Source organism: Mesorhizobium sp. M2C.T.Ca.TU.002.02.1.1 (assembly GCF_003997225.1).
In genome coordinates, this window is record NZ_RZTO01000723.1 from 1 (window position 1) to 3,162 (window position 3,162).

General features: G+C 64.5%; 2 protein-coding genes and 1 pseudogene. All 3 read right to left on the reverse strand.

Features of this window, described 5'->3' with window-relative positions; genetic code table 11:
* Window positions 1-333, reverse strand: a pseudogene (locus tag EOD07_RS28305) (ABC transporter permease); the annotation flags it as partial.
* Window positions 333-1,460 carry an ABC transporter permease gene (locus EOD07_RS28310; RefSeq protein WP_040982861.1) on the reverse strand — a complete coding sequence of 376 codons (1,128 nt, stop codon included), beginning with the start codon at window positions 1,458-1,460 and terminating at the stop codon, window positions 333-335. The pseudogene EOD07_RS28305 and the gene EOD07_RS28310, both read right to left, overlap by 1 nt.
* Window positions 1,457-3,034 carry an ABC transporter ATP-binding protein gene (locus tag EOD07_RS28315; RefSeq protein WP_164772609.1) on the reverse strand — a complete coding sequence of 526 codons (1,578 nt, stop codon included), beginning with the start codon at window positions 3,032-3,034 and terminating at the stop codon, window positions 1,457-1,459. The genes EOD07_RS28310 and EOD07_RS28315 overlap by 4 nt, the downstream gene beginning before the upstream one ends.
* Between the last annotated feature and the right edge of the window lie 128 nt (window positions 3,035-3,162).

Consider the following 3,162-nt stretch of genomic DNA (forward strand, 5'->3'; position numbering starts at 1 on the left):
GACGAAGCTGGTGCCGATCATGCCGGAGAGGCCGAGCCCGAGCAGCGTCAGTGACAGGCCGGTCGCCACTTGGTTGGTCGCGAGCGACAGCGTCATGACGGCGAACAGCAGCGAGAACAGCGCGCCGACGATGATTGCGGCAAGCAAGCCGATCCAGGGCGATCCGGTGAGATAGCCGGCGCCGAAGCCGCCGACGGCGCCCATGATCATCATGCCCTCGACGCCGAGATTGAGCACGCCGGAGCGCTCGACCACCAACTCGCCGATCGCCGCGATCAGAAGCGGTGTCGCAGCGGTCGCGATGGTCAAAAGGATGTTGACGGTGATGTCCATCAGCGGGCCTCCTCGAGCTTCGGCGCTGCTTCGAGCTTCGCGCCGTTCGGCTTCATCAGCGCCATGCCGATCAGGCGGATGCGGTAGTGGATGAGTGTGTCGCAGCCGAGCACGAAGAACAGGAGCATGCCCTGGAACACGCGCGCCACCTTGTCGGAGATGCCGAGCGCGCTCTGCACCGCCTCGCCGCCGAGATAGGTCAGCGCCAGCACCAGGCCCGCGGCGACGATGCCCAGCGGATTGAGGCGACCAAGGAAGGCGACGATGATGGCGGTGAAGCCGTAGCCGGGCGAGATCACCGGCTGCAACTGGCCGATGGCGCCGGAGACCTCGGAGATGCCCGCCAGACCCGCCAGCGCCCCGGACAGAAGGAAGGTGAAGAAAACCATCCGGTTGAAGCCGAAGCCGGCAAAGCGCCCTGCCCTTGGGCTGGAGCCCAGCACGCGCACCTCGAACCCTTTCAACATGCGGCTCATCATCAGCCAGATTGCGACGGCTGCCACCAGGGCGAAGACGAAGCCCCAATTGGCGCGGCCGGCATCCGGCATCAGTTCCGGCAGCACGGCCGAATCGCCAAACTGGATGGTCTGCGGGAAACCGTGGCCCTGCGGATCGCGCCAAGGGCCGCGCACCAGCCAGTCGAGGAAGAGCTGCGCGACATAGACCAGCATCAGGCTGGTGAGGATCTCATTGGTGCTGAAACGCGTCTTCAAAAGCGCTGGGATCGACGCGTAGAAGGCGCCGCCGACCATGCCGAGCAGGAGCATCAGCGGGATCACCAGCGGGCCTTCGAATTGCGGGAACAGCACCGGGATGATCGAGCCGAAGATCGCGCCGAAAATGAACTGGCCCTCGGCGCCGATGTTCCAGATGTTGGCCTTGTAGCAGACCGACAGGCCGACCGCGATCAGGATCAGCGGTGCTGCCTTGATCGCCAGCTCGTGCAACTGCCAGACCTGGCTGATCGGCTCGACGAAATAGATCTCGAACGCATTGAGCGGATTGACGCCGAGCAGCGCGAACATGATGGCGCCGGCAATGATCGTCAGCGCGAAGGCGATGAAGGGCGACAGCATCGAAAACAGCGCCGAGCGCTGCGGGCGTTTGACGAGTTCGATGCGCATCATGCCACCTCCATTCCGTGTTCGGCGTGGCCGGGCTCGGCACCGCCCATCAACAGGCCGATCTTCTCGAAAGTCGCCTCGGCGATCGGCAGCGGTGCCGACAGTTCTCCGTTGTGAATGACGGCGATGGCGTCCGATAATTCGAACAACTCATCGAGGTCCTGGCTGATGACGAGGACGGCGGAACCGCTGCGGGCAAGCTCGATCAGCGCCTGGCGAATGTGGGCGGCAGCACCTGCGTCCACGCCCCAGGTCGGCTGGTTGACGATCATGACGCTCGGCTTGCGGTCGAGCTCGCGGCCGACGATGAATTTCTGCAGATTGCCGCCCGACAGCGCGGCGGCCTCCGGATCGGGCGCGCTCTTGCGCACGTCCATGGCTTTGATGATGCGCTGGGCGGCGCTGTAGACCGCGCCGTTCTTGACCGTGCCGCCCGAACCGACGAAAGCCTTGCCGTCGGTGGCGTGGCGCGAGAGCAGCAGGTTCTCCGAAAGCTTCATGCGCGGCGCCGCGCCATGGCCGAGTCGCTCCTCCGGCACGAAGGCGGCCCCCATCAGGCGGCGGCCGGTGATCGACAGGCCTCCGGCGTCCTTGCCGCGGATGCGCACGGAACCGGCATCCTGCTGCAGCACTTCGCCGGAGACGGATTCGAAGAACTCGCCCTGGCCGTTCCCGGCGACGCCGGCGATGCCGATCACTTCGCCGGCACGCACGGTGAGGTTGATGTTCTTGAGCGGGATGGCGAAGGGCGTCGCCGGCTTGCGGCTGAGGCCGCGGATTTCCAAGAGCGCCGGCGCCGTCTCGATGCCTTCGGCCGGCGCGCGCACCACCGCCTTAACCTCGCTGCCGACCATCATGCGGGCAAGCGACGCGGCCGTCTCCTCACGCGGATTGCAATGGCCGACGACCTTGCCGTGGCGAAGCACCGTGGCGCGGTCGCAGATGCGTTTGACCTCCTCCAGCCGGTGCGAGATGTAGAGGATCGATTTGCCTTCCGCGCGTAGCCGCTCCAGCGTTTCGAACAGCTTGTCGGCCTCCTGCGGCGTCAGCACCGAGGTCGGCTCGTCGAGAATGATGAGCTGCGGCGTCTGCAGGAGGCAGCGGATGATCTCGATGCGCTGGCGTTCGCCGACGGAGAGGTCTCCGACCAGGGAGTCCGGATCGAGCGGCAGGCCATAGCTGTAGGACAGCGCCCTCGCCTTCGCCGCGATGCTGCTTATCGGCGAACCGTCATTGAGCGAAAGCGCGATGTTCTCGGCCGCCGTCAGCGCCTCGAACAGCGAGAAATGCTGGAACACCATGCCGATGCCGAGCTTCTTGGCCATGCCCGGGCTGGTGATCCTGACCGGCTTGCCGTCCCAGAAAATCTCGCCCGAGTTCGGTTCGAGCGATCCGAACAGCATCTTGACCAGCGTCGACTTGCCGGCGCCGTTCTCGCCGAGCAACGCGTGGATTTCGCCTTTGGCGATGTTGAGATCGATGTGATCGCACGCCGTCAGCGTGCCAAAAATCTTGGTTAGGCCACGAACCTCGAGCAGATTCGCCCTGTCATGATTTGCACTCACAGTGCCTCCCATCCAGTTTCCCGGATATGTTCTGTGTTCCCGAAAGCATGGTATGCGCGGCCGGCTCCCATCGGAAAGCAGCACCCAACTTGAAAGAGCTTCAAGAATTTCAGCGGAAACTCAAGGGCTAAGATAGACCT

Bases quoted from the DNA above. Each gene is read 5' to 3' on its own strand.
- EOD07_RS28310 (WP_040982861.1), bottom strand. From the start codon at position 1,460: ATGATGCGCATCGAACTCGTCAAACGCCCGCAGCGCTCGGCGCTGTTT.
- EOD07_RS28315 (WP_164772609.1), bottom strand. From the start codon at position 3,034: ATGGGAGGCACTGTGAGTGCAAATCATGACAGGGCGAATCTGCTCGAG.